Genomic DNA, 24,881 nt, shown 5'->3' on the forward strand with positions numbered 1-24,881 from the left:
TTTTGGCATGCCGACGCTTTGATTTCAGGCCCATCAAAGATGGACTGAAACGTAAAACGGGCAGGTAGCCGAAGCTACCCGCCCGTTCCGGGGGATTAGATTAGAACTTTGCGGAAAGCCCTACGAAGACCATACGTCCCAAGGCGTCATAGGTGCCGGGATAGGTATTTCCGTTGCCGAAGCTGTAGAGCAAACCGTTGGCAACCGCCGGAGGGGCCTTATCAAACAGGTTGTTCACACCGACGCGAATGGCCATACCACGCAGCTTATAGCTCGCCGCCACGTCAATATAGTTATAGGCTTCGATCTTGGCATTACGCTCTGATACTGTACCCGTGAGATAAGGATCGCTGGTATTATTGGTCAGGCTAACCTCACCAAAATAGCGCCAGTTGATAGACAGAGATTCTGGTGCCCAGACGACATCCTTCCAGGGCAGGTTCCAGGTCGCACGCACATTATGGCGCCACTCAGGCGATGGCTGACCGCAGGTTGGCCCGAACAGGCCTGTACAGTCATAAGACCCCAGCCCCGGTAGAACCTCGGTTTCCAGCGACTTAAGCAGCGTACCCACCATGGCAAAATTGACACTGCCGTAGTCCGCGCCAAAAAGTTCGTCAGTCTTCAAGGTGTAATTAGCGGTGACATCAAAACCCGTCGTTTCAAGGTAACCCGTATTCAGATTGGTTGCGATGACATAGCCATCCGTTTGTAAGTTCGGAGACGTCAGGACACCATTGGAGGCACGGTTGATCAGGTTACAGTAGTATGGGTCACCTGTGCTGATGCACTGAGACATCGTAACGCTGGGTGAAATCGTGCCAATGTAGTCATCAATATGGATATCGAAATAATCCAGGCTGACTGAAAGCCCCGGTATCGCCTGCGGCGTCAGAACAAAACCATAGGTAAGGGTTTTAGCCGTTTCCGGATCAAGGTTCGGATTACCACCCCCTAAAGCGGTACACACGCCTGCCGCACAATCAATAATGGACTTATTATTGTACTGGGCCTCTGTTACGCCCGTCCGCATGCACTCCTCAAGGGTCGGGTGCTCGGCAAGGTTCAGATTACCCTTAGAGCAGGGATCGTCATAGGACGAGTTGCCCACCCCTTGCGCGGCGAAAAGCTCAGAAATATTGGCCGCGCGCATAGCCTTGTTATAGCTTGTGCGGAACAGTACATCAGGGGTCGGTGAATATTTGAGCTCAATTTTGTAGGTTTCCGTGTCCTTTTCGATGCCTGAGACTGTCGATGAGGATACGTTGAACGTCGACGTACGGTAACCCAGTGATAAATCGAGGCTGTTGATATAAGGCTTATCGGATGCGATCGGCACATCAAGTTCGGCATAGATTTCCTCAGCCTTTACCTTACCGTCGATATCATTTTGTCCCGCATCAAGCTGCACCTGATCATAACGCGTGTCGAGCGTTTCTTCACGATGCTCGAAACCCAGAACCATGGCAAGACCATCAGCCGCCCATGGCGACGTTACACCATAACGCCCAAGATCACCCGATATAAAGCCGCCAAAACTTTTCAGGGTCTGGTCAGTCTTCGTATAGGTCGGGGCATATAGGAACTCATACATTGCCGCCGTAGGCCCCGTCGCGCTGAAAACATCGATAGGGACGCAGCCGTTACTTGTGTCCTTACAGACGATCTCGCCATTGACAGTTTCAGCCTGAAGTGCCTGTGCGGCCTTATTCTGATTGATATCGTTCTGGTAATTCGCGCGATCAAGTATGCTGGCGTACATATAATTGACGTCATACGAGAAGGCATCATTGATCTGCCCTTTAACACCCCCGGAGAAGCGATAATCGGTATGACGCATATCGTTACGGCGAGGCTCACCGTTAACCGCCCGCATGGTCACATAGGCCTTGGTTTCACCCGTCGCCTGAGCTGTGGCTCCGGCGCATAGGATAGAACGCTGCGCCGTGCTCATGTAGGGGTTATCACAATTGATGGTAAACGGATTGTAGAACCAGATCGCTGATGGAGCAGCCTGAGACACGGAGTGATCGTCCATGAACATGAAGCTACCATAGAATTGAGCGTGTTCATTGAGGTCATAATGAGCAAATGCACCGGCCGTATAACGCTCGCTGTCACGCTGGAAGTAGTTCGTCGGTGCGTAATTGTAGTCATATGAAGAATCTGTCAACGCCCAGGTCTTGGAGCCGTCTTTGGCGTTAGAATAGTCATTGCCAGAAAAGGGGTTATCTTCATCAAGCACAAGAAAGCGGCCATAGCCATGCTGGGGCGAACCACCGCAGCTTAAGTCGGAACCATTGGTTCCGGACGCATTCAGTGCACAGTTAGACACGTCACGGCTGTCTTGAGTCACCGCATCCATTTTGCGGTACCCGAAATAGGCCGTCACATTGCCTTTGCCATCTTCAAAATTGCTACCCGCAGCGATGTTAAAATCTGTCTTAGCGCCATCCCAGACATTCTTATCAGGCAACTCGTTGCCTTTGGCAGTGTTGATGCCGCGCAGATAGCTGTCGTCATTCTGGTGATTATAGATGCTGTAATTGGCATCTATCCGAACACCTTGCAGGTTCTTCTTGGTGATAAAGTTTACCACGCCTGAAATTGCATCCGAGCCGTACACCGACGATGCGCCACCCGTCATGACGTCAGTGCGCTCAATCAGGGTAGACGGAATAAAGTTTACATCAACCCCAAGGGTCGGCAGGAAACGCTGCCCGTCCAGCAACACCAGGTTTCGGCTGGAGCCAAGATTACGTAGGTTAATGCGCGCTGTACCATCTGAACCGTTAGAACCGTTTTCATTGGCGTCTGCCGTAAACATAGGCAGATCGTTCAGAAAGCTATCAACCGCGATAGCGCCTTGAAGCTGCACTTCTTCCGAACTCACCGTGGTGATCGGTGAGGCGCTCTTGAGGTTCGGACGGCGGATACGGGTACCCGTGACGACCACTTCCTGCACCGCCTCTTCGGCCACCGGCTCGGCAGGGGCGTCCTGCGCAAACACAGGAGCCGCCGAAAGGCCGGTAAGCAGGGCCGAAAAGGCCGCTCCGGCTAACATTACGGCACGTTTCTTAGTCGTTTGCATAAAAATCCCCTTATGCTGATAGGCGACACGCGCCCGTTTATAAATAGGCGCAATAATTCTGACACAATTGACCAAACCATCGTCTCGACGATCCGTCAATTATAAATTATACGATCCCTCTTAATAACGTATACAATTATACGTGTTGCGCCAAAGTGATGCATTTTTGCCAACATAAGTGCCCATCAGGGGTGTTAAGGTAATCGACCGCCCCGCGCTTAACGGACAGGATTTCATGCCGGATCTAAAAGACTATCGTGACGTTACACCGGCCCTGTTCAGCCAGATTCGGCGTGAAGCGGCCCCGGCCGTGCTTAGGGCGCAGGTCGCGCACTGGCCCGCCGTGCATATGGCGCAACGCTCAGATGAAGCCGTTATTGACTATATAAACGGCCACGACACCGGCGAACCCGCCGGGGTCTATGTGGCCCCACCGCAGGCGCACGGGCGGCTGTTTTATGGCATGGACACTCAGTCCTATAATTTCAGCCACGGTCCAGCCCCCATTCCGCAAATCCTGGCTGAAATTCTGAAGGCACGCGACAATCCTCACCCGCAGGGCATCAGCCTTCAGTCCGCGATCATCTCAAAGCACATGCCGGGCTTTGGCGTGGAAAACCACCTCGACATCCTGCCGAACGTGGAGCCGCGCATCTGGATCGGTAACGGCGTGGTGACGCGGGCACATAACGATCTCAATTATAATGTCGCCTGCGTGGTGGCGGGCCAGCGCCGCTTTCACCTGTTTCCGCCGGAACAGGTGGTCAATCTCTATCCCGGCCCGTTCGACCGCACCATTGGCGGCGTGCCGGTCAGCATGGTCGATATCGAAAATCCCGACCTGGAGCGCCATCCGCGCTTTGCCGAGGCTCAGGCGCAGATGACCACGGTTGAGCTTGAGCCGGGCGATGCGCTCTATATACCTTACGGCTGGTGGCATCAGGTTCATTCGCTGAGCCCGGTCAATGTCATGGTCAATTACTGGTGGAACGAGGCCACTCAGCCCGCCGCTCCCTATGAGGCGCTATATCATGCCATGCTGGCTATACGCGACCTGCCGGAGGATCAGCGCGGCCTGTGGAAGGCTATGTTCGACTACTACATCTTCGGCAGTCATGGTGACCCGACCGCCCATCTGCGCCCCCATGACAAGGGCGTGTTAGGCGATCTGACGCCCGGCCTGATCCGCCGGTTAAAGACGGCCATAGTCCGGGCGCTATCTTAGTCTCTACCTGCGACGATCCGACCACAGAAGGCCGAACAGACGCAGCAACACACCTGCGGTCAGAATACCGGCACCGATTTCCGCCTGCGCCTGATAGCGCCCAAAGTGACCCGACATATCATAGGTGTCGGACGGCAATTGCCCCGCGCTCACGAAAACCGCCAGCAATATGCCGACCGGCGCGATCATCAGGGCCGAACCCAGGATCATAGTGGTGCGAGCCGAAAATTTAAAGCGAGCCATGTGTTTGCTCTTTGAAACCTGAATATCCCCACGCGGTGCCGCGCGCACGGTAAGCCGGACGTTTCTGTATTGGGGTCATGGCTTCGGGCGGCAGCCATTGGCAAACTGCCGCCCGCCCCCGATCTGCCCCGCTAACCTCAATAGGATTATGCGGGCCACCCCATAGGCAGAAACATGAATGGACGCTTTAACACGGGGATACAATGTGTTATGAACGCCGTTCACGAACAGATATGTACAATATATTTGAACATTGTTCAATAGATATTTTGAACAATGTTCATTTTTATCAGGATGCGCTCATGCCGCCCGCTGCCCATACCGCCCCAACCCCGTCCACAGCGACCACAGTCCGCCGTCAGGCTCAGCTAGACGCCCTGATCGATTCCGCCGAAAAGCGCATTGCCGCTGAGGGCATAGACAGCCTCAAGGCCCGCGATCTGGCCGCCGATGTCGGTATTGCTCTGGGCGGGCTATATAATCTGGTCGAAGATATGGAGATGCTGTATCTGCGGGCAGCCCAGCGCACCATGATCCGCCTTGATCAGGCCCTGACGGAGGCCGCCGGATCCACCATGGTCACCCCGGAAGACGCTGTGGCGCGGCTTGAGGCCGTTGCCCATGCCTATTACCGGTTTGCGCGCAGCAATCTGCTGCTATGGCGCGCCCTGTTCGAGATGCGATTGAAAAGTCGCCCCCTGCCCGAATGGAACATCAGCGCGCAACTGGGCCTGTTTGGTCATGTCGCCGCCCCACTTAAGCGTCTGATGCCGGATGCCGACGATATGGCCGTGACCGTTACCGCCCGCACCTTGTTTTCAGCGGTCCACGGCATCGTGGTCATTGCGTTGGAGGAACGCATCATCGCCATCCCCAGCCACGCTGTCGAAGACCAGATAAGCTGGCTGATGCGCGCCACCTGCAAAAGCCTGTGATTATGACAACGCCTGATTTTACGCCCGAATTCAATCCGGCGGCGCGCCTTGAGGCCCGTCACATCGGCCGCGAGCGACAGCCCCTGCTGATTATCGATAATGTGCTGAAAAACCCGCAGGGTGTTCTGGCACTGGCCACCCAAAGCCCGTTCACCCGGCCCGACAACTCTGCCTATCCGGGGCTGAACGCACCCATGCCGGAGGCTTACGGTCAGGCCCTGGCCATGGCCCTGCAACCCATTCTGCATCAGGGGTTTGGATTGCCCAAATCGGCCCCCCTGCAATTCCATAGCTTTATGGCGCTGGCGACCCTGGCCGCCTCATAACTCAAACCCTATCAGCGCATCCCGCACTTCGATTCGACTGATCCGTTCCGGCTGGCGGTTGTGCATTATTTTTGCGATGGCCCTCACGGCGGAACCGGCTTTTTCCGACAGCGCGCCACCGGCTTTGAAACGGTGAGCCCAAATTCAGATGAGCCCGTTCGACCAGCACGCCGCAGACGACCTGAGACGTGGCGTGCCCGATCATTATACCAGCGCCCAAACCCCGGCCTATGAGATGATTGCCGCCGTCGACGCCGCCTTTGATCGCCTGATTGTCTATCGCAATAATTGCCTGCACTCGGCCCTGCTCGGCGGCAGCCCATTGACCGATGATCCGCGCACCGGGCGCCTTACGGTCAATACTTTTATTTCACCCGCCTGATGCATCATCGCAAAATCAAGCAAGCGTAATTACATTTTGACACATTTGTCAAAATATTCGCGGCGGGCTTATTTTGATATTCAATTAATGCCGAAAACAGGCTTTTGGGTACAAAAAGTAAGGGCCTGTCTGAGGGGGATAATCTCTGACAGGCCCTTCTTTGTTATGCAGGCGTTTCCTCCCCGAAACGCCGGGAACCGACTTTCCTCTTCGGGGGAAAGTTCCGTTCTCTTGAGACCGACAAAACAGTTTTTCGGCGACGGTGTCAATAGATTTTATAACATTATGTCAAAAATAAAGTGGCCTTTTCAGGCCTGCGACATAATTACAACGCGTAACATCGTTACGCAGTGAATACTGCGCAGCATTTGACAACGCTGTCAAAGAATTTACGAAGATTTAATAATGGTTTTCAAATGGTTAATGGCGTCCTGACGCGGCAGGGTGACCTGCCCCGGACGCCCCTCGCGCCAGGCTTTGTTATCTGAAATTTCCGCAGCCATTTCGCGCCCAAGATCAAGATCTTTGATGGTAACCGTACCATTAGCCAACTCGTCGCCGCCAATCATGGCAACCGCCGGGGATAAGCGCCGGTCAGCATATTTCATCTGCGCCTTCATGCCCGACCGGCCCAGATAAACTTCCGCCGGAATGCCTGCCGCGCGGATTTCTGACGCCAGTTTGAAATATTCGCCCATGTCCGAATCAGAAAAGGCAATGATCACCACCGGCCCGCGCACAGGGGCGGCTTTCCCGCCTTCGGTCAGAGCCAGAGCCGCCGCCAGACGCGACACACCGAACGAGAATCCGGTCGCAGGAACCTTCTCGCCGGTAAAGCGGGCCACCAGATCGTCGTAGCGACCACCGCCACCGACCGAGCCGAATTTAACCAGTTCACCCTTTTCATCGCGGGTTTCCAGCAACAGTTCGGCTTCGAATACCGCACCGGTGTAATATTCCAGACCGCGCACAATCGACGGATCGAAGATGGCATCCGCTTCGCTGACACCTAAACCGTTCAGGGTCGCCCCAATGCGGCTGAGATCATCCAGCCCGGCCATACCTTCGGGTGAATTGGCCAGAACGGCCGCCAGTCGATCCAGCACCACGGAACGCTCCGCGTTACCCGCCGCCACGAAAGCCAGCACCGCGGCGATGGCAGCATCGCTTAGGTTAGCGCCCTTAGTGAAGTCGCCTGACTCATCCTTGCGCCCACCGCCCAGCAGCAGTTCAACGCCGGTCATCCCTAGCCGGTCGAGCTTATCAATAGCGCGCAACACACCCATCTGTTGCCCCGCATCAACCACGCCCAGACTGGTCAGCAGGCCGTTCAGCAGCTTACGATTATTGATCTTAAGCACCGTCGATCCGGCGGGCAGACCGGCGGCCTTGAAACCGGCCACGGCCAGAGCGATGATTTCAGCATCGGCTTCGGGGCGATCAGTACCTACGGTATCGGCATCGCACTGCACAAACTCACGCAGACGGCCCGGCCCCGGCTTTTCATTGCGCCACACCGGCCCGAAGGCATAGCGGCGGAAGGGCTTGGGCAGGCTGTCCCAATTTTGAGCGGCAAAGCGTGCCAGCGGGGCTGTGTGGTCATAGCGCAGCGCCATCCACTGCTCATCATCATCCTCAACCGCGAACACGCCGACATTGGGACGGTCGGCGTCGGGCAGGAATTTACCCAAGGCATCGGCATATTCAAAGGCCGAGGTTTGCAGGGCCTCAAAGCCAAAATCCTCATAGACCTTAGACACCGCCGTGATCAGACGACGCTCGGCCGCAATCTGGGATGCGCGCTTATCAGCAAACCCACGCGGGGCGCGGGCTTCAGGACGGAAATCTTTGGTGTTGGGGGCGTTATCGGTCATGGTGTGGCGATAGAACATCCGGCCCCAAGAGACAAGTTTTTTCAAACCCCTGTCTGAGGCATCGCCATAATAACTATCGTCAAACGTGCGGTTTGTAAAATCAACCGACATAAGCTGAGCGTATTCGCGTGTTAAGTCGCTTAACGAAACCTGCCGTGGCGGGCGGAACTTATAATGGCAACCTTACAAAACGCGGCCTATCCATAGTTCCTAAAAAACTGAAGTGTGTGCGCCCGTTGCCTTACGGGGGCCGTCTAATGAGGCAATAGACTTATGGCGTCGAAATTTTTCCGTAAAGACAACAAAGCCCTGATGATCGGGCTTGGGGTTTTGGTTCTGGTTATGGCTGGATGGGGCCTTAAGGCTGCTTTCTTTTCAAAGCCCAAGGCCGCACCGGTCATATCGGCCCCGGCCCAGATGGGAGACATCGAAAAGACGGTACTGGCGACCGGATCGCTGGAGCCCTACACCCTGGTCAGCGTCGGGGCCCAGACCTCCGGGCGGGTGACTTCCCTTAAGGTTGAACTGGGGGATCAGGTTAAAAAAGGCGCCCTGATTGCCGAGATTGATTCGGCCACCCAAAACAACGCCCTGCAAACGGCGCTAGCCAATATCAACAATGTCCGCGCCCAGCGCGCCGAAGGTGAAGCGCGGTTAGCCGCTGCCAAACTCAACTATGACCGTCAGGCCACGCTTTATAAGGCCGATGCGGGCTCGAAAGCCGATTTCGAGACGGCCGAGACCGAATATAAAAGCGCTCAGGCCAGCCTGAAAGCCATCGACGCCCAGATCGCCTCGGCGGAAGTGTCGCGCAACACCGCCGAAGTTAATCTCGGCTATACCCGTATCACCGCCCCGATTGACGGCACCGTTCTGGCCATCGTCACTAAGGAAGGCCAGACCATCAACGCCAACCAGACGACTCCGACCATCGTTAAAATGGGCCAGCTCGACCGCATGACCATAAAGGCCGAAATTTCCGAGGCCGATGTCATCAATGTCCGCGAAGGTATGGAGGTCTATTTCACCACCCTGGGCGATTCGCGCAGGCGCTATAAGGCCACGCTGCGCTCGATCGCACCTGCGCCGGATTCGATCAAGGAAAGCGACAGCGTCGATACCTCGACCGCCTCCAACGCCATCTATTATTACGGCATTTTTGATGTCGATAATGCCGACGGGGCCCTGCGCACCTTCATGACCGCCAATGTCACCATCGTGCTCGGCAGTGCCAAGAACGTCCTGACCATCCCGTCAACCGCACTAGGCAAACCTGACCGTGACGGCAATTACACCGTGCAGGTTCTGGGGGCCGATGAGAAAATCACGCCGCGTAAGATCACCATCGGGCTCAATGACGGTAATAATGTCGAGGTCAAGTCGGGCCTGAAAGCCGGAGAAAAGGTCGTGACCGCGCAAGCTGCCTCCGGCCCCAGCGATACCTCACAACGCATGCGGCGCGGCCCGCAGGGCGGACTGTAAAGGGCGCTGATCATGAAACCGCCCGTCTTAAAAGTTGAAAAACTCCGGCGCGAATTTCCGGCCGGGGAAGGGACGATCACCGTCCTGAAAGACATCGACCTGACCATTGAGGCCGGTGAGATGGTCGCCATTGTCGGCCAATCCGGTTCGGGGAAATCGACCCTTATGAACATACTGGGCTGTCTTGATCGCCCCACCGCCGGGGTGTACCGGGTCGGCGAGCGCGAAACGGCGGCTCTGGAACCCGATGAACTGGCCGAACTTAGGCGTGAGCATTTTGGCTTTATTTTTCAGCGCTATCACCTGCTGGGGGATTTGAGCGCGCTCGGTAATGTCGAAGTACCATCGATCTATGCCGGTGTGCCGGTCGAGGCCCGCAAAGACCGCGCCCGTTCTTTGCTGGAACGGCTGGGATTAGGCGACCGCACCCAGCACCGGCCCGGACAGTTATCGGGTGGCCAGCAGCAGCGCGTATCGATTGCCCGCGCCCTGATGAACGGCGGTGAGATCGTGCTGGCCGATGAGCCGACCGGCGCGCTCGATACCAAGTCCGGCGAAGAGGTCATGCGCATCCTCAAAGGGCTGCACGCCGATGGCCACACGGTCATCATCGTCACCCATGACCGCGACGTGGCCGACCATTGCCAGAGGGTCATTGAAATTCGCGACGGCGAAATCATTGACGACCGGCCCGGTGCAGGCAAAGGCGAAACCGATCATGAGCCCCTGCCCGCCCTTACCGCGCAAGGCCGTGACGGGATTGGTGCCCTGATCGATAGCTTCCGTGAAGCGTTCCAGATGGCGCTGCTGGCTATGAATGCCCACCGCATGCGCACATTTCTGACCATGCTCGGTATCATCATCGGCATTGCCTCCGTGGTGTGCGTGGTCGCACTTGGCACCGGATCACGCCAAAAGGTGCTGGAGCAAATCTCATCCATTGGCACCAATACGCTGGAGATCATGCCGGGCTCAGGCTTTGGCGACCGAAGGTCGGGGGCTATCCGCACCCTGGTGGTCGCCGATGCCGATGCGCTGGCACGGCAACCCTATGTCGATAGCGTGACGCCAACCGTGCGATCCTCCGTCACGGTGCGCTACGGGGCCGTCGCCAATACCGGTCAGGTCAACGGCGTCGGCGCGCAATATTTCCGCGTTAAGGGCGTGGAATTATCGAGCGGCCGCCTGTTCGGGGATGAGGAAATCGCCACCACCGCTCAGGACGTGGTCATCGATCAGAACACAGTCAATACGCTCAAATTTGCGGGCGATCCGATTGGTGAGGTCATATTGCTGGGTTCAACGCCAGCCCGCATTATCGGCGTGGTCGAGGCCTCGAGCTCAGGCTTTGGCGGGGGCGGGGATTCGATGAATATCTACATGCCCTATACGGCGGTTAACGCGCGCATGCTGGGCACCACCACCTTGCGCAGCATTACCGTGCGGGTGAACGATGACACCGAATCCAGCATTGCCGAAGCCGGGGTGACCAACCTGCTCACCCAGAGGCACGGCACCAAGGATTTCTTCATTATCAACACCGATGAGATCCGCAAAACCATCACCGCCACCACCCAGACCCTAACGGTGCTGATTTCAGCGATTGCGGTCATCTCCCTGATCGTCGGCGGCATCGGGGTGATGAACATCATGCTGGTGTCGGTCACGGAACGCACGTCGGAAATTGGCGTGCGTATGGCGGTGGGGGCCCGTCAGCGCGATATATTGCAGCAATTCCTGATCGAGGCGGTTCTGGTCTGCCTGATCGGCGGGGTGCTGGGGATTGTGGTTGCCCTGTTGTTCGGGGTGATCTTTGCGCAGTTCTCAACCGACTTCCGGCTGGTCTATTCGATGTCATCCATAATTGCGGCCTTTGGCTGCTCCACCCTGATCGGGATCATCTTCGGCTTCCTGCCGGCGCGTAACGCCGCGCGGCTTGATCCGGTCGCGGCCTTAGCGAGGGATTAGACTATGAAAAAACAGCTTGTTGCCATTCTGCTGGCGTCGGTAAGTTTAAGCGCCTGCCTGCACACGCCCTATGAGACCCCGGCAGTCAATATCCCGTCCGCGTTTCAGCATGCCCCGGCCTCGGGTGCCTATGGGGCCACAGATCGTTGGTGGGAGGGTTTCAACGACCCTAAACTCACCGCCGTGATTGATAAGGTACTGGCCAGCAATAACGATCTGGCCGCCGCCGCCATTCGCCTGCGTCAGGCCAGACTGCGCACGGACGTTTACCGACTTGATCAGTTTCCGCAAGTCTCCGGCAACCTCGATGCCTCAAAGCAGCTCAACGATACGGCCCCCGGCGACAACGGCGAGTCTTATAGCGCCCGTGTCGGGGTAAGCTTTGAGGCCGATCTGTGGGGCCAACTGGCCTCGCAGACCGATGCCGCCAAATGGGAGGCCGAGGCCACCTCCGAAGACCTAGAGGCCACGCGCCTCAGTCTGATCGGGACGACGGCGACCTTTTACTGGCAGATCGCCTATACCCATGAGCGCATCCGTAACGCTCAGGCCAGCCTCGACTACGCCCAGCGCGTTCGGGCCATGGTCACTGCCCAGCATGATGCCGGATCGGTGTCCGGCATTGAGGTCAGTGAGGCCGACCAGACCGTCAATGCCCAGATCGCGGCCTTGAGCGAGCTTCAGCAGCAACAGGTCGAATACCGTGCCGCCCTGGCACTGTTGATGAACGGTGACGTCGTGCCCGCCGATCAGGAAGCCACGACCCTGCCCACAGCAGACCTCCCCGCCATTGCCCCCGGATTACCCGCCGAATTACTAGGCAGGCGACCTGATCTTAAGGCCGCTGAATATCGCCTCAGATCGACATTATCGGGCGTGGATGCCACCCGCGCGTCCTATTATCCGGCGCTGTCTCTGACCGGCTCTGCGGGCGGATCATCGACGGCTCTGTCGGACGTTGTGAAAAACCCGATTGGCACATTGGGCGCGGGCCTGACCCTGCCGTTTCTGAACTTCGCCCAGAACCGCCTCAATATCAAAGTCGCCAAAGCCGACTATGAGATCGCCGTCATCGACTTCCGCCAGACGATGCTTGAGGCGTTTAGCGATGTCGACAACACCCTGTCGGCCCAGACCCAACTGGCCATTCAGGGGGCACGGCTGGAGCAAAGTCTGGCCGCCGCGCAAAAGACCGAAGCGCTTTATGCTTTGCGTTATCGTACCGGCGCAGTCAGCCTGCGGATATGGCTGGATGCACAGGAAAGTTTGCGGTCAGCGCAACAGGCCGTCGATGCCAACCGGCTGAACCGGCTGATCACGCAGGCCACACTCTATCAAGCCCTTGGTGGTGGCGCATAGACGTTAACCCATTATTGGGCGGATTGGGGCATATCGGGACTATGAGATATGCCCTGCTTGTCCTGACACTTATTGCCATTCCGCTCAGCGCCTGCGCGACCACGCCTGCGCCGGTAAATGCCATCGCCAAACAACAACCCTATTCCGGGATCATCAAACAGGCGGGTAGATTAAGGACCCGCAGCGATACATACGCCAAAGCTCCATCGCTGACACTTCTGGCCAACGGGAAGTTTCAGGCATTTGCCGAAGATATAGGCGCGTTATCCGAACAGAACCTGAAAGCCCATCTCGACATGAAAGCGCGTGGCACAGATAACGATCTGAAATGCGTACTTAAGGGCGTGTCGATTGATCTTAAGCTCAAACACGACGCCCTGATCACCGCCAAAACCGACGCCGAATTGAAACACACGCTCGACGAGCTATCGGCCCTTCTCAGCGACAATATCGACGTGATCACCACTCCGGCTACGGTTCAGTCAGGCATGGACTGCGTGCTGGAGTTTCAATAGGCTCGCCCCATGCCCACACCCGCCGATGACATCATTGCCCTCTATGAGCATCATGCGGGCGAATGGGATGCGGATCGCCATCAGTCACGCCCTGAAGGTGAAACCGTATGGATCAGGCGATTTACCGAAGCTGCCCTGCCAGAGGCCTCTATTCTGGATCTCGGCTGCGGCTCCGGCTGGCCAATTGTCCCTGAGCTTCTGGCCGCAGGACTGAGCGTCACCGGTGTCGATAGCTCACCATCGCTGATTTCGCTGTGCCGCCAGCGCTTCCCTGAACAGACCTGGGTCGTTGGCGATATGCGCAGACTTGATATTGATCATAGGTTCGCCGGGATTATCGCCTGGCATAGCCTGTTTCATCTTGTCCCCGAGGATCAGGCCCAGATGTTTACGGTTTTTGCCCATCACCTAAGGCCCTCCGCTCCATTGATGTTTACCAGCGGATCAGAACGGGATGAGACAATAGGGTGCTGGCGCAATGAGCCCCTTTATCACGCTAGCCTTAGCCTTGATGACTATGAGACCTTGCTGGCTACCAACGGGTTTGTGATTCTGGATCGCGTCGTCGGCGATATTACGTGCGGAGGTGCCACCATCTGGCTGGCGAAAGCCGCCGACTAACGCTCACCCATCATCTTTATCACCTCGCCCTTGTTCAGCAGTTGCGGCAGAATGACCGGCTCGGCACCCTTTGGGCCATACCAGACATAGAGCGGCACGCCGGAGCGTCCATAGCGGCTGAGGTACTGCGAAATGCGCGCGTCCTGATTGGTCCAGTCGCCGACCATATAAACCGTGTTGGTGGCCTTCAATGCCTTCGCGAACTCATCGGTATGAAACACCAGCCGCTCATTGACCTTACAGGACACACACCAGGCGGCGGTCAGATCGACCATGACGTTCTTACCCTCAGCGCGTAGTTGGGCGATGCGCTCGACCGAAAAGGTTTCATAGGGCACATCGGCCTTTACCGCGGCGGGGGTGGTGACGGCGCGGGTCTGGGCGGCGGAAGCGACCGCCAGCACAATACCTAACCCCAGTAACACCGGGCGCGTGGCGGCAGGAATGAGGGTGCGCACCACGCCAAGCACAATCAGGCCCAACGCGATGATCAACGCAAATAGCCCCCAGCCCGACACTTGCTGGGCAAATACCCACACCATCCAAAGCGCCGCCAGATACATGGGCACGGCCAGTATATGCTTGAATCTATCCATCCACGGGCCGGGCTTGGGCAAGCGTTTGGCTAAGGCCGGAAAATAGGTGATTGCGTAGGTCAGCCCCACGATCGGCAGGGCAAACCCGATGCCCAGCGCCAAAAAGATCACAAAACTGACGAAGCCGCCCTGCGCCAGTGCCACCCCGATGGCGGTCGCCATAAACGGTGCGGTACAGGGTGCTGCCACCACCACCGCCAGCACGCCGGTCAGGAACGCGCCGATGTAGGGGTTTTTCACCGCCATGCCTGCGCCAAATCCCTGAACGCTGGAACCGATATTGAACAACCCCGACAAGTTGAGGGCTACCAGCAACATGACAATGCTTAAGGCGGCCGTCACAAACGGCGACTGTAGCTGGAAACCCCAGCCGAGCGCAGCTCCCAGGGACTGCGCCGCAGTGATCATTACAGCGAGTGCTACAAAGCTTATGATGACACCGGCGCCGTACAGCAGGGCCTCATGGCGCGCCAGTTTGTGATCCTGACCGGCCCGCGATACGGCCAGTATCTTCATGGACAGGATCGGGAACACACACGGCATCAGGTTGAGGATAATCCCGCCGACAAAGGCAAATCCGGCCGCGATGATGACGCCCACCACCGACACCTCGCCGGATGCCGCACTTAAGCCCCCCAGACCGCGCAGATTATGCGGGATGGCACCTTCATTCAGAGTGACCTGATAACTGTCGCCGTTCGGAAAGGCGATCACGCCAGTCACCGCGCCGGACAGCGGTTTATCATCTGCCGCTGTGGCCTTAAGCGTAAATCCGTCGGCCCCGGTATCGAGCTTTTGATCGGCGGCGGGCGGGACAGCACCCGCGGTAATAGGAAAGAAATAGGCGCCGCTTGGCTTTTCGAACATTTCGGAAGTATCAGCCGCCGGAAAGCCCAATTCGACTATATTACCGGCTTTACGGAAATATCCAGCCGGTGCCGGTTTCGGCAGGGCCTCAAACGCTTTCTGAAACGTCCGGTCAGCCCCGCCTGAGGGCCCAACCGGCAGGTTAAGGCTAACATTGACCGTTTCAGGCACGCAGACTTTTTCACAAACCAAAAAATCAACACGGGCCTTAAGCGGCAGTATATCGCCGTCACCCAGCGCCGTGCCATTGGTAAGCTTATAAAAAAGGTAGGTCCCACCGCTATAGCCATAATTGACCAGACCCATATAGGGCTGACGCTCCGGCGTTTGCCACTGCGGCTCTCCGACCGTCACCTTATCCGGCAGCGACCAGTTGACCACAGGTGCCAATCCCGTATCGCCGGGATTTTGCCAGTAGGTGTGCCATCCTTTGAGCGGCTCATGGCGGATCGCGATCCAGATGTCTCCGCCCTTAGCCACCGCCTTATGTTCGGCAACCAGTTCGGTCGTCAGGTGCGCGGTTTTCACCGGTTCGGCAAATGCTTGCCCACCCCAAAACGCCATAAGGCACACTAAAAACGCTCTTATGGCCCGCATCAAATTCACCGTATCTTTACTCAGCCGCCGTGGCCGCAACCGGCGCCTCTTGCGCCTTCAGTTCCTCAGCCTTACGTTCTACGAGTTCGACGATGTGTTCGATCATATCGCCATTGGCTAATTTATGATCGGGCTTACCGGCCATATAGACCATGCCGGCCCCTGCCCCGCCGCCGGTAAAGCCAACATCGGTAAACAGCGCTTCGCCGGGTCCATTAACGACACAGCCAATAATCGACAGTGACATGGGTGTTGAGATGTGCGCCAGCCGTTCTTCGAGTTTGGCGACCGTATCAATGACATTGAACCCCTGCCGCGCACACGACGGGCAGGCGATGATGTTGACACCGCGGTGGCGCAGGCCGAGGCTTTTCAGGATATCAAAGCCGACCTTGATTTCTTCGACCGGATCGGCGGCCAGCGACACGCGGATGGTATCACCGATCCCGGCCCACAGCAGATTACCCAAACCAATTGACGACTTGATCGTGCCGGTGCGCAAAGGCCCCGCTTCGGTCACGCCGATATGCAGGGGGCAGTCAATAGCATCGGCCAAGGCCTGATAGGCGGCCACAGTCAGGAAGACATCCGACGCCTTGACCGAAATCTTGAACTCATGGAAATCATGATCGCGCAGGATATTGGCGTGGAACAAAGCGCTTTCAACCATGGCTTCGGGGCATGGCTCACCATAGCGTTCCAGCAGTTCCTTCTCCAGCGACCCGGCATTAACCCCGATGCGCATGGAGCAGCCATAGTCCTTAGCCGCCTGCACCACTTCACGCACCCGGTCGGCTGAGCCGATATTGCCGGGATTAATCCGCAGGCACGCCGCCCCGGCCTTAGCGGCCTCAATGGCGCGCTTATAGTGGAAATGGATGTCCGCCACGATGGGGATAGCGGTGTTGTCGACAATCGTCTTGAGCGCCTGAGTTGACTCCACATCCGGACACGACACCCGCACAATATCGGCACCAGCCTCTTCCAAGGCCGCAATCTGACGCAAGGTCGCCTGCGCGTCCGAAGTCAGGGTATTGGTCATGGACTGAACCGTGATCGGCGCATCGCCCCCGACCTCGACAGAGCCCACGCGGATTTTACGGCTTTTGCGGCGCTCGATCATGCGCCACGGACGAACGTGCTGGTGAGAACTCATAGACCACCTCTGTAACCTGCCCCCTACTTAAGGCTTTTCGCCTCGCAATAAAAGGGGTTGAGCGTTAATAAGGTATGGTCTGATCTGCCGGTTGTTGCGCCGGTGGAGCCTGTACGGGCTGGGCGGGCTGATAGGGGATCGGCTCCGTCGGCATCGGTCGCGCCCTCGGCTTTTCGATCTTGGGACGCGGGGGGGCTACCGGACGGGCCTCAGCCTGCTGGGCGTCCATCAGCTTGGCCGTTTGCTGGGCGCGGGCATTGATACGGGCGGTGGGCGTACTGGTGCCCTCCAGCCCACCGGCATATTCGCCGTCGTAATAGACTTCAAACGCCGTGGCATCCGATACGTCGACCAGCATCGGCACCGCTGTGGCATTGGGGACGCGATAAGATTCCCCGGCCCCTAACTGACGGGCAAAATAGACCTGACCTTCGTTAGAGCGCAGCACCAGATTGACACTGCGCTTGGCCTGAATGACCACGCTGGATTGCTCCGGCGGGGCCCCAAAGACCGCCCCTTTGGGGTTAAAGGCCTTGCGCATCTGAAGGCTGTCGGCGGGCGACGCCGTGCCGGTGCCGTTACGGGCCTTTTCGGCCTCAATCTCGGCAAAACCGACCTCCAGACCCGGCGTGACATAGGGCACCGGAACATCCTGATCCATGGGCGGCGCACCGGGCTTAGACACATAGACCACGCCGTCGCGCACAATCGGCACCCCCTGAGACCAGCCCTGCGTGGTTACGGTCGGCGTCTCGTCACGGGCCTTGAAAAGCTCCGGCTGGCGCTGCAGCACATTCCAGATAATGACCGCCCCGACCACAACGATAGCCCCGGCAACATAGCGCCCGTAAGAAGGCTGCACCTCGTCCATCGCCGCCCCTATCGGTGCGCGCAAGGTCGGGGCCGGATCGGCCAGATCACGCTTGAGCAAGTCGGCCATGGTTTCTTCGTCAAGCCCCAGCGCCTTGGCATAGGCCTTGACATAGCCGATGGCAAACGGCCGCGCCGGCATCAGATCCAGCGCCCCGGTTTCAAACGCTTCGAGATAGCTGCGGCGGACACGGGTAATGTCGGCCACATGATCCAGCGTCAGGTTAGACGCTTCGCGCGCTGAGCGCAGGATGTCCCCCAGCACCACCCCGTAATGCGGGTCGGCATGGGCGCTTATGTTCAAGTCAGAGGCCAGCGGCTCACCCGCCAGCGTATCGGCACGCGCGGCGGCTTCGACCTCATCATAGTCGTTTAACTGATTTTGGTCCTGATCGTGCGTCATGACGACCGAAGGCTCACGGCCAAGCGGCGAGAGATCATGGTCTGCCGAACCTACGGCACCCTGATCGAAACTGCCCGCTTTCAAAGACCGCGCTTTCATCTTCCGATACTCCCGTCAGATCAGCTCTTACTGTCAATAGATCATACCCACAACGGCACTGTATAGGGCGTGCGTTACGCCCGCCGATGCCGGACTGAAACACAGCCCGTTTTGAGAATCAATACAACCGCGCCGACGATGCCATGATTGTGCCTGATTGATACAGGTTTTTTGGCATTGGCGGCATTTAGTGTAAAGGCTTCAAGTTGCACGCCACCCATAGCCCACATTTGTGACAATCAGGTGCGTACCCTTTGCGTTCAGACACTCAGCGCCTGACCCTGTGCATAACAGCCATTGCCGACCGGTGAAACTCAGCTTAAAGACAATCAAAAGCCTTATACACGGAGTTCTACCCAATGCCTGCAGCCTTTGATGACTTATGGATCGGTCAGGTCGCCTCTATCGGTGCTGGCGTCATCAGTCAGGAGGATCTTGCGGCGTTTTGTAAGACCTACGCGCCAACCTGGGATTTAAAAGACGGTATTCCCGATGCCCTGATCTTTACGCTGTGGTCGCGGCTTGAAACCGAAGCGTCACAGGGCTGGCCGCAGACCAAGCGCCTCGCGGTCGATGCCTTGCGCTGGTCACGCAATCCGCCGCCGGGGGAACTGCTGCGCGGGCGCCTGACTGTGATGGGCAAGGACGCGGTCGGTGACACCAAGGGCGTGGTCATTGCTCAGCACGACCTGTTGGATGAGGCCGGACGACTGGTGTTTTCCTGCCTGACGCGTTCGGTGTTTCAGCGGCTGCCAGTGGCCAAGCCGCCGCTGGATTAGTCTCACCCATAAGTTTTTCGCTGCGCGAAAATACTGATGGGCGGACATAAACCAACACCTTATACCTCCCCAACTGCGCTCAAGCAGCGCAGTTGGGGAGGGGGGCCATCAAGTTCGCTTTCGAACGTGGATGGTGGTGGGGGCCCTTAAACGCTTAAAGCGCTCTTAGTTGTGGCTCGGCCTCATTCAGCGACTGCTCAATGATGTCGACGATCCGGTCGATTTCCTCATGGGTGATGATCAGCGGCGGACACATGACGATGCTGTCGCGAATGCCGCGCACCATCAGGCCGTTCTTGATGCACAGGTCGCGCACGATCGGCCCGGCCGTGCCTTCCGCGCCCTTAAAGCGATGATTGGTGCCTTTTTCTGACACGATCTCGACCGCCCCGATCAGGCCCAGCGAGCGCGCCTCACCGACCAGCGGATGGTCGTCCAACCGCTTCAACGCCTTGGCCAGATAAGGGCCGGTGTCGTTACGTGTACGTTCAACCAAGCCTTCGCGTTCGATAATCTCGATATTGGCCAAGGCCACGGCCGCCGCTGCCGGATGGCCGGAATAGGTATAGCCGTGGACGAAATCACCGCCGGTTTTCAACACATCGACAATCTTTGACGACACCCCGACTGCCGAAATGGGCAGGTAACCCGACGACATACCCTTGGCCATAGCAATCACATCAGGCTTGATGCCGTAATGCTGGTGGCCAAACCATTGGCCCAAGCGCCCAAACCCGCAGATGACCTCATCACAAATCAGCAGGATGCCATATTTGCGGCACAAGGCCTCAACTTTGGGCCAATAGCCTTCCGGCGGGATGATCACCCCGCCCGCACCCTGGACCGGTTCACCGATAAAGGCGGCGACCTTGTCAGGGCCCACGGCCAGAATACGCGCCTCTATGTCATCGACGCAAGCCTGCGCAAAGGCCGCCGGATCTTGGCCAAAGCCTTCGTTAAACTGATAGGGCTGGCGGACATGTTCAATGCCCGGCACCATCGGCCCGCCCTGAGCATGCATGAAGGTCATGCCGCCCAGCGACATCCCGGCCACCGTTGAGCCATGATAGGCGTTGCGACGGCTGATGATTATATTGCGATCCGGCTCGCCCTTAAGCTGCCAGTAATAGCGCACCAACCGCAACACCGTGTCATTGGCCTCAGACCCGGACGAGTTAAAAAATACATGCTGAAGGTCAGGATTGCCGACCGACATCTTTTCCGCGATCTTGGTGGCCAGCCGCACCGGCGGCGGCGTCACGGTCTTAAAGAACGTGTTGTAATAAGGCAGTTCCAGCATCTGCTCATAGGCCGCACGCGCCAGTTCATCGCGCCCGTAACCGACATTGACGCACCACAGCCCCGCCATGCCATCCAGCAGACTATGGCCTTCGCCGTCATAGATGGTCGAGCCTTCGGCGCGGGTAATAATGCGCGACCCGCCGATGTCTTCCAGCAGCTTATAGTCTGCCTGAGCCGGCAAATGATGCGCCAGATCAAGACGCTTCAGTTCGGCAATATCGTAGTTTTTCAGTGGCTGGCTCATAGCATTATTTCCGGAAAAAAGGAGTGCAACAGGTCTGCCAGAAATTTACGTCCGCGCCAATAAAATTGTGATCACAATTTTATTGTGCCTATTTAAACCACCGCTTCACCGCGCGCGGCCTGACCTAGCCACTGGAAAAATGCCTGCCGGTCGGGATAGTCAGCGGGCCGCCATTCGGGGTGCCACTGCACGGCCACGACCTGCGATCCGCCAAGGTTAGCACTGAACGCTTCGATGATGCCATCGGGGGCTACGGCTTCCATAGTCAGTCCCTCTGCCAACCGCGCTACGCCTTGAAAATGGACCGAATTTACCCAGAGGTTTCCGCCGAGTTGTTCCTCAAAAAAACCGCCGTCGATAAGGGTCACGTCATGCCCAAACTCGAACATGTCGTTGAAAGTGGCGATTTTATTTTGCGCTACCGCTTCGCTGCTTGAGCGCTCGGGCGCATGATGCGTGGGGCCCAGATCGCGCCGCAGTGTCCCGCCCAAGGCGACATTGATTTCCTGAAAGCCGCGGCAGATGCCAAACACTGGTTTTTGCGCATCGATCATGGCTTCGATCATGGCAAAGGACACGCTGTCGCGATCGATATCAAACGGCCCCTCGCCTGCCGGGGTGTCAGGATCATAAAAGCGCGTGTCGATGTTGGAGGTCGAGCCGGTCAGCATCAGGCCATCGAGTTTACCGGCCAGAGTTTTTGCTTCAAATCCGGTCGTGATAGCCGGGATCAGAACTGCCAGACAGTCGGCATATTCGATCACGCCCTTGACGTAGCGATCCTTGACGGTCTGGGCGTTTTCACCGCCGACATCACGGTTGCAACAGGAAATACCGATCAGGGGTTTCATTTAACTTAGGAGCGCCGCCGGGGCGCAGGCATTGAACGACAGCCATACTTTTTCGTCCCAGGTGAAGTCTTCCTGATCCCATCGGGTGAGATTCGAGCGCAACACCTTGACCATGCGCCCGCCTGCAACCTCAACCTCATAGACCGTTTCCGAACCGAGATAGACCAGATGCTTAATCTCACCGGCGATGATGTTGTAGCCTTCGGGGGCATCTTCCATCTTGAGCGGCTTGGCATCCCATTTGTCGATCTCGATCTTTTCCGGCCGAACCGCCGCCCAGACGGTTGCACCGGTCGCACCCGTCACGCCGTGGTCGAGGTAAATGGGCCCGATATCGGTCGTATTGATGATGGCGTGATCCGGTTCATCGACATCGAGCGTGCCTTCGAACAGGTTCACGCTGCCGATAAAATCGGCCACAAAACGCGAATTGGGAAACTCATAAAGATCAAACGGTGTCGCCACCTGTTGCAGCAGGCCGCGGTTCATGACGGCACAGCGCGTCGCCATGGCCAACGCCTCATCCTGATCGTGGGTGACCATGATAAAGGTGATGCCGACCTTTTCCTGAAGCAGGGTCAGTTCCGTGCGCATGGCATCGCGCAGCTTGGCATCAAGCGCCGATAACGGCTCATCCAGCAACAGCACGCGCGGTTTTTTGACCAGCGCCCGCGCCAGCGCCACCCGCTGACGCTGACCGCCCGACATCTGATCGGGCTTGCGCTCCCCGAACCCGCCGAGCTTGACCAATTCCAGCGCTTCCTGGGCACGCGCCAGCCGCTCGCCCTTGGGCACCCCATCCATTTTCAGCCCGTAAGCGACGTTATCGAGCACGGTCATATGCGGAAAGACAGCATAGGACTGAAACACCATGTTCACCGGCCGCTTATTAGGCGAGACCTGCGACACGTCATTACCGTCGATGAGAATCTGCCCATCCGACGGCATTTCAAACCCGGCCAACATGCGCAGCAAAGTCGTCTTGCCACAGCCCGACGGTCCCAGCAGGGAGAAGAACTCGCCCTCTTTGATGTCGAGCGAAACATTATCGACCGCGACGTTTTTGCCGAAGCGTTTGGAGACGTTTTTGAAGCTGATGATGGTCTTGCCCTGAGCCTCAGCCGGTTTTGCGGTTTCGTCAAACATGTTCAGCCTCACTTTTTCTCAGGAGCGCCATGACCGGCGGTCAGGGCGTCAGAACCTTGGAATTTCAGTGCAAAGAAGGTCAAGATCACCGTCACCACAATAAGGATGGTCGAGGCGGCGTTGACTTCGGGGGTGACGGAGAAGCGCACCATCGAATAGACCTTGACCGGGAAGGTGACCGTATCGGGCCCGGCGGTGAAGAAGGTAATCACAAAATCATCGAGCGACAGGGTAAAGGCCAAAAGCCCACCCGCCAGCAAAGATGGCTTGATATGCGGCACCAGCACATCCAGCAGGGTTCGGATTTCTGACGCCCCCAGATCCTTGGCCGCCTCTTCCAGTTCGCGGTTAAATGACGCCAGTCGTGCGCGCACCACCACCGCCACGAACGGGAAGGAGAACGAGACGTGGGCGATGATGATGGCCCCCAGATTGAGCGGCCAGATCATGCCTTGCGGCCACGGAAAGACCTTGGCGAAGAATACCAGCATCCCCACACCCATGCAGATTTCCGGCACAACGATCGGGATCGACATAGCGCCGTCCAGCGCCGTCTTGCCCGGAAAGCGGAAGCGCCACAACAGGATCGCGGCCATAGCGCCTACGACCACACTGATGATGGTCGAGAAAAACGCAATCACCAGCGAGTTGGTGAAGGCCTGAATCAGGCTCTCATTCGTAAGGGCCTTAACGTAATATTTGAGGGTAAAGCCCTGCCAGACGATGTTACGTTTGCTGTCGTTGAACGAAAAGATCATCAGGGTGATCAGCGGCGCATACAGAAACACCGTCACCCCGACCAGCCAGGCCTGCATCGGCCAGCGGCGCATATATTCGAGCGGGCCGGGCGGGGTCTTTTTAACCTTGGCAACAGACTGGGTCATCAGGCCGCCCTCCCCCGGTTTTGTTTGTCGAGCATACCCTGAATGGCGATGCCGATGAAGGTCAGATAGACCAGCAGGAACGACAGGGCCGCCCCGAACGGCCAGTCATTGGCGCGTTTGAATTGCCGTTCAATGACATTGGCGATCATCTGCGATTCCGGCCCGCCGAGCAGATCCGGTGTCAGATAAGCGCCGAGTGCGGGAATGAAGGTGATCAGTATACCCGACGCGATCCCCGCCGCAGACATCGGCACGACGATCGACCACAGGGTACGAAAATGGCCAGCCCCCAGATCGAGCGAGGCTTCCAAAAGCGAGCGGTCCATCCGGTCGAGGGTCGAATAGAGCGGCAGGATCATGAACGGCAGGTGGACGTAGACGAGGCCAAAAATCACCGCGAAATTATTATGCAGCAGATCAAGCGGCTGAAACTCGCCCAGCGGTGCTAAGCCCACCAGCGTCATTAATCCACCCGCATTCGTCCATAAAAACTCATAGGTTTGATTGACATAGCCTTCGGTACGCAACACCGCAATCAGCGCATAGGTGCGGATCAGAAGGTTAGTCCAGAACGGCAGCATGATCAAAAGCAGCAGCCACGGCTTCCACTTATCGGCGGCAAAGGTAATGGCCAGCGCCACCGGAAAGCCAACGATCAGGCATAGAAAGGTCGTAAGCGCTGCCACATAAAGCGATTTAACGAATATGCCGAGATACAGCGGCTCCAGCGCGCGGGCGTAGTTCTTCCAGGTGCCGGTAAAGGCAATATCGACCAGCCCGCGGTTTTCCCCGAACGAATAGAGCCAGACAATGCCCATGGGCACAATAAAGAAAAAGGCCAGCCAAAACAGGGGCGCACTCAGCAGCAGCCCGAAAATTGACTTCGCCTGCCGCCAGCTTTGTTCCATCGCAGTCCCCTTGCAACGGCGCCCCCTCTCCCCGCAGCGCTCAGACAGCGCAGCGATAGCGCAACTGAGACTACTGGAGAGGGTTGGGTGAGGGGCCGGGCGCCCGAATGCCCCTCATCCGATCCTAACGGATCACCTTCTCCCCGCACGCAGGGAGA

The 24,881-nt window shown here is 57.5% G+C and carries 20 protein-coding genes and 1 pseudogene; 10 read left to right on the top strand and 11 right to left on the bottom strand.

The genetic code is table 11. The features are described 5' to 3' along the window. Positions 1 to 100: 100 nt before the first annotated feature. Positions 101 to 3,091 carry a TonB-dependent receptor domain-containing protein gene (locus OVA03_RS08650; RefSeq protein ID WP_267523694.1) on the bottom strand — a complete coding sequence of 997 codons (2,991 nt, stop codon included), beginning with the start codon at positions 3,089 to 3,091 and terminating at the stop codon, positions 101 to 103. 235 nt (positions 3,092 to 3,326) lie between these two features. Between OVA03_RS08650 and OVA03_RS08655 the strand changes: the two genes are divergently transcribed. Continuing rightward, a complete protein-coding gene (locus OVA03_RS08655; protein ID WP_267523696.1) occupies positions 3,327 to 4,316 on the top strand; it encodes a cupin-like domain-containing protein in 990 nt (329 codons plus the stop codon). 3 nt (positions 4,317 to 4,319) lie between these two features. On the opposite strand, the gene OVA03_RS08660 is transcribed toward OVA03_RS08655, so the two are convergent. Continuing rightward, positions 4,320 to 4,559 (bottom strand): hypothetical protein, encoded by a 240-nt coding sequence (locus tag OVA03_RS08660; protein ID WP_267523698.1) that lies wholly within the window; start codon positions 4,557 to 4,559, stop codon positions 4,320 to 4,322. A gap of 302 nt (positions 4,560 to 4,861) precedes the next feature. On the opposite strand from OVA03_RS08660, the gene OVA03_RS08665 reads away from it, so the two are divergent. The 3 genes and pseudogenes from OVA03_RS08665 (at position 4,862) to OVA03_RS08675 (ending at position 6,202) form a co-directional block, all read left to right on the top strand. Continuing rightward, on the top strand, positions 4,862 to 5,494 hold the full coding sequence (locus OVA03_RS08665) for a TetR/AcrR family transcriptional regulator (protein ID WP_267523700.1): 633 nt from the start codon (positions 4,862 to 4,864) through the stop codon (positions 5,492 to 5,494). Between the two features lie 2 nt (positions 5,495 to 5,496). Beyond that, positions 5,497 to 6,054, top strand: a pseudogene (locus OVA03_RS08670) (DUF6445 family protein). Beyond that, a complete protein-coding gene (locus OVA03_RS08675; protein ID WP_267523702.1) occupies positions 5,969 to 6,202 on the top strand; it encodes a DUF6445 family protein in 234 nt (77 codons plus the stop codon). Before OVA03_RS08670 ends, OVA03_RS08675 begins: the two are co-directional and overlap by 86 nt. Positions 6,203 to 6,591: 389 nt before the next feature. On the opposite strand, the gene hisS is transcribed toward OVA03_RS08675, so the two are convergent. Next, complete coding sequence (gene hisS / locus OVA03_RS08680) at positions 6,592 to 8,094, bottom strand: histidine--tRNA ligase (protein WP_420710504.1); 1,503 nt, start codon at positions 8,092 to 8,094, stop codon at positions 6,592 to 6,594. A 255-nt stretch (positions 8,095 to 8,349) separates the two neighbouring features. Between hisS and OVA03_RS08685 the strand changes: the two genes are divergently transcribed. From OVA03_RS08685 to OVA03_RS08705, 5 genes are read left to right on the top strand one after another with little or no spacing between them, the layout of a single operon-like run. Further along, positions 8,350 to 9,558, top strand: a complete 1,209-nt coding sequence (locus OVA03_RS08685) for an efflux RND transporter periplasmic adaptor subunit (protein WP_267523705.1) — start codon at positions 8,350 to 8,352, stop codon at positions 9,556 to 9,558. A gap of 12 nt (positions 9,559 to 9,570) precedes the next feature. Then, complete coding sequence (locus OVA03_RS08690; RefSeq protein ID WP_267523706.1) at positions 9,571 to 11,526, top strand: MacB family efflux pump subunit; 1,956 nt, start codon at positions 9,571 to 9,573, stop codon at positions 11,524 to 11,526. Between the two features lie 3 nt (positions 11,527 to 11,529). After that, the gene (locus tag OVA03_RS08695; protein WP_267523708.1) at positions 11,530 to 12,885 is read left to right on the top strand and encodes a TolC family protein; all 1,356 of its coding nucleotides are present in this window, start codon (positions 11,530 to 11,532) and stop codon (positions 12,883 to 12,885) included. 41 nt (positions 12,886 to 12,926) lie between these two features. Continuing rightward, positions 12,927 to 13,400: a hypothetical protein gene (locus OVA03_RS08700; protein ID WP_267523710.1), complete on the top strand. Its 474-nt coding sequence runs from the start codon at positions 12,927 to 12,929 to the stop codon at positions 13,398 to 13,400. Positions 13,401 to 13,409: 9 nt separating this feature from the next. Continuing rightward, complete coding sequence (locus OVA03_RS08705; protein ID WP_267523711.1) at positions 13,410 to 14,021, top strand: class I SAM-dependent DNA methyltransferase; 612 nt, start codon at positions 13,410 to 13,412, stop codon at positions 14,019 to 14,021. On the opposite strand, the gene OVA03_RS08710 is transcribed toward OVA03_RS08705, so the two are convergent. The 3 genes from OVA03_RS08710 to OVA03_RS08720 form a co-directional block, all read right to left on the bottom strand. Further along, positions 14,018 to 16,048 (bottom strand): protein-disulfide reductase DsbD family protein, encoded by a 2,031-nt coding sequence (locus OVA03_RS08710; RefSeq protein ID WP_267523714.1) that lies wholly within the window; start codon positions 16,046 to 16,048, stop codon positions 14,018 to 14,020. The genes OVA03_RS08705 and OVA03_RS08710 overlap by 4 nt on opposite strands. A gap of 49 nt (positions 16,049 to 16,097) precedes the next feature. After that, a complete protein-coding gene (gene ispG / locus OVA03_RS08715) occupies positions 16,098 to 17,237 on the bottom strand; it encodes a flavodoxin-dependent (E)-4-hydroxy-3-methylbut-2-enyl-diphosphate synthase (RefSeq protein WP_267523716.1) in 1,140 nt (379 codons plus the stop codon). 64 nt (positions 17,238 to 17,301) lie between these two features. Then, positions 17,302 to 18,609 (bottom strand): helix-turn-helix domain-containing protein, encoded by a 1,308-nt coding sequence (locus OVA03_RS08720; protein ID WP_267523718.1) that lies wholly within the window; start codon positions 18,607 to 18,609, stop codon positions 17,302 to 17,304. A gap of 359 nt (positions 18,610 to 18,968) precedes the next feature. Here OVA03_RS08720 and OVA03_RS08725 point away from each other — a divergent pair, with 359 nt between their 5' ends. Then, entirely contained in the window at positions 18,969 to 19,388 is a 420-nt protein-coding gene (locus OVA03_RS08725) for an acyl dehydratase (RefSeq protein WP_267523720.1), read from the top strand. Between the two features lie 154 nt (positions 19,389 to 19,542). On the opposite strand, the gene OVA03_RS08730 is transcribed toward OVA03_RS08725, so the two are convergent. The 5 genes from OVA03_RS08730 to OVA03_RS08750 form a co-directional block, all read right to left on the bottom strand. Continuing rightward, positions 19,543 to 20,934: an aminotransferase gene (locus OVA03_RS08730; protein WP_267523722.1), complete on the bottom strand. Its 1,392-nt coding sequence runs from the start codon at positions 20,932 to 20,934 to the stop codon at positions 19,543 to 19,545. 92 nt (positions 20,935 to 21,026) lie between these two features. Then, a complete protein-coding gene (locus tag OVA03_RS08735; RefSeq protein WP_267523724.1) occupies positions 21,027 to 21,785 on the bottom strand; it encodes a gamma-glutamyl-gamma-aminobutyrate hydrolase family protein in 759 nt (252 codons plus the stop codon). Next, on the bottom strand, positions 21,786 to 22,931 hold the full coding sequence (locus OVA03_RS08740) for an ABC transporter ATP-binding protein (RefSeq protein ID WP_267523726.1): 1,146 nt from the start codon (positions 22,929 to 22,931) through the stop codon (positions 21,786 to 21,788). A gap of 8 nt (positions 22,932 to 22,939) precedes the next feature. Next, positions 22,940 to 23,815: an ABC transporter permease gene (locus tag OVA03_RS08745; RefSeq protein ID WP_267523728.1), complete on the bottom strand. Its 876-nt coding sequence runs from the start codon at positions 23,813 to 23,815 to the stop codon at positions 22,940 to 22,942. Continuing rightward, positions 23,815 to 24,723: an ABC transporter permease gene (locus OVA03_RS08750; RefSeq protein WP_267523730.1), complete on the bottom strand. Its 909-nt coding sequence runs from the start codon at positions 24,721 to 24,723 to the stop codon at positions 23,815 to 23,817. Before OVA03_RS08750 ends, OVA03_RS08745 begins: the two co-directional genes overlap by 1 nt. Positions 24,724 to 24,881: the final 158 nt, after the last annotated feature.

The sequence above is a fragment of the Asticcacaulis sp. SL142 genome (assembly GCF_026625745.1).
Lineage (GTDB): Bacteria > Pseudomonadota > Alphaproteobacteria > Caulobacterales > Caulobacteraceae > Asticcacaulis.

Bases quoted from the DNA above. Each gene is read 5' to 3' on its own strand.
- OVA03_RS08655 (WP_267523696.1), top strand. From the start codon at position 3,327: ATGCCGGATCTAAAAGACTATCGTGACGTTACACCGGCCCTGTTCAGC.
- OVA03_RS08660 (WP_267523698.1), bottom strand. From the start codon at position 4,559: ATGGCTCGCTTTAAATTTTCGGCTCGCACCACTATGATCCTGGGTTCG.
- OVA03_RS08730 (WP_267523722.1), bottom strand. From the start codon at position 20,934: ATGAGCCAGCCACTGAAAAACTACGATATTGCCGAACTGAAGCGTCTT.
- OVA03_RS08695 (WP_267523708.1), top strand. From the start codon at position 11,530: ATGAAAAAACAGCTTGTTGCCATTCTGCTGGCGTCGGTAAGTTTAAGC.
- OVA03_RS08705 (WP_267523711.1), top strand. From the start codon at position 13,410: ATGCCCACACCCGCCGATGACATCATTGCCCTCTATGAGCATCATGCG.
- OVA03_RS08700 (WP_267523710.1), top strand. From the start codon at position 12,927: ATGAGATATGCCCTGCTTGTCCTGACACTTATTGCCATTCCGCTCAGC.
- OVA03_RS08690 (WP_267523706.1), top strand. From the start codon at position 9,571: ATGAAACCGCCCGTCTTAAAAGTTGAAAAACTCCGGCGCGAATTTCCG.
- OVA03_RS08735 (WP_267523724.1), bottom strand. From the start codon at position 21,785: ATGAAACCCCTGATCGGTATTTCCTGTTGCAACCGTGATGTCGGCGGT.
- OVA03_RS08675 (WP_267523702.1), top strand. From the start codon at position 5,969: ATGAGCCCGTTCGACCAGCACGCCGCAGACGACCTGAGACGTGGCGTG.
- OVA03_RS08710 (WP_267523714.1), bottom strand. From the start codon at position 16,048: ATGGCGTTTTGGGGTGGGCAAGCATTTGCCGAACCGGTGAAAACCGCG.
- OVA03_RS08740 (WP_267523726.1), bottom strand. From the start codon at position 22,931: ATGTTTGACGAAACCGCAAAACCGGCTGAGGCTCAGGGCAAGACCATC.
- OVA03_RS08745 (WP_267523728.1), bottom strand. From the start codon at position 23,815: ATGACCCAGTCTGTTGCCAAGGTTAAAAAGACCCCGCCCGGCCCGCTC.
- OVA03_RS08720 (WP_267523718.1), bottom strand. From the start codon at position 18,609: ATGAAAGCGCGGTCTTTGAAAGCGGGCAGTTTCGATCAGGGTGCCGTA.
- OVA03_RS08685 (WP_267523705.1), top strand. From the start codon at position 8,350: ATGGCGTCGAAATTTTTCCGTAAAGACAACAAAGCCCTGATGATCGGG.
- ispG (WP_267523716.1), bottom strand. From the start codon at position 17,237: ATGAGTTCTCACCAGCACGTTCGTCCGTGGCGCATGATCGAGCGCCGC.
- OVA03_RS08750 (WP_267523730.1), bottom strand. From the start codon at position 24,723: ATGGAACAAAGCTGGCGGCAGGCGAAGTCAATTTTCGGGCTGCTGCTG.
- hisS (WP_420710504.1), bottom strand. From the start codon at position 8,094: ATGTTCTATCGCCACACCATGACCGATAACGCCCCCAACACCAAAGAT.
- OVA03_RS08725 (WP_267523720.1), top strand. From the start codon at position 18,969: ATGCCTGCAGCCTTTGATGACTTATGGATCGGTCAGGTCGCCTCTATC.
- OVA03_RS08665 (WP_267523700.1), top strand. From the start codon at position 4,862: ATGCCGCCCGCTGCCCATACCGCCCCAACCCCGTCCACAGCGACCACA.
- OVA03_RS08650 (WP_267523694.1), bottom strand. From the start codon at position 3,091: ATGCAAACGACTAAGAAACGTGCCGTAATGTTAGCCGGAGCGGCCTTT.